General features: G+C 45.0%; 1 protein-coding gene. It reads left to right on the forward strand.

What is annotated here, in order from left to right; all coding sequences use genetic code 11:
* Positions 1–766, forward strand: a 766-nt coding sequence (locus R8N28_RS26930; protein ID WP_318183883.1) for a D-hexose-6-phosphate mutarotase, incomplete at its 5' end; no start/stop codon positions are given.
* Positions 767–1056 lie beyond the last annotated feature (290 nt).

Below are 1056 nucleotides of genomic sequence, written 5' to 3' on the forward strand. Positions count from 1 at the left end.
ACACGGCGGTCATGTAGTCTCGTACGCACCACAAGGTCAAGAAGACTTGATCTGGATGAGCGAAAAAGCCATTTTTGATGGCAAAGCAGCATTACGTGGTGGCATTCCTGTTTGTTGGCCTTGGTTTGGCCGTATTGCTGCACCAGCTCATGGCTTTGCGCGTACATCCGAATGGGAATTAGTTGAGCACCGCGAAAATGAAAATGGTGTCATCGTCGAGTTGGCACTGTTCCCAACCGAAGAAACACATCAAATTTGGCCACACATGTTTGATGCGCGTCTTCTTGTCGAAGTGGGTGACGAACTCAAAGTAACGCTGAAAGTTCTTAATATCGATGATGAAGCTTGGACGTTCTCAGGCGCATTACATACTTACCTAAACGTGGGCGATATCAAACAAGCGCAAACAACAGGTATGGGCAATGAGTACATCGACAGCTTGAAAAATAGCGAAGTGTGTCAGGGTGGTGAGGTTCTTCAACTGACTGACACCATCGATCGCGTATACACGCAACCAGAAGCTCAAATTTTAGTGAAAGACCCTGTTCTTAACCGCACGTTGAGCGTAGCGAACCGCGGCCATAACTCCGCAGTACTATGGAACCCGTGGGCGGAAGGTGCACAAGGGATGGGAGATATGGCTGACAATGGCTATGAAACCATGCTGTGTGTGGAATCTGCCCTTCATGCACCAAGTATTGAAGAAGGCAAGACTCTTGAGCCAGGCGAGAGCTACGAGCTCGTGACAGTGATTGCTGCACAATAATCTTCCTAGGCCGGCTCATCCGGCCTTTTTTTGAAATCATTTCCGTTCTTCCTCGGTCACTTTCTAACTAACTCATTGGTTATCTGAGTTTTTTGACAATTTAATTAATAGATATCAAAAAAATTATTCATATAAACCGATAGCATGCCGATACAAAACTCATAAGTTATAAATATATCAGGAAGACATTCCATGTTAGAAAAGTACAGAAATCAAAGTGTTGGCTTTCAACTAAAGCTAGTCATCACTTTGTGCCTAGTAATTGCCTTTTCCAGCATTGCTGCGCTCGT

Source organism: Vibrio sp. Vb1554, from assembly GCF_033344235.1.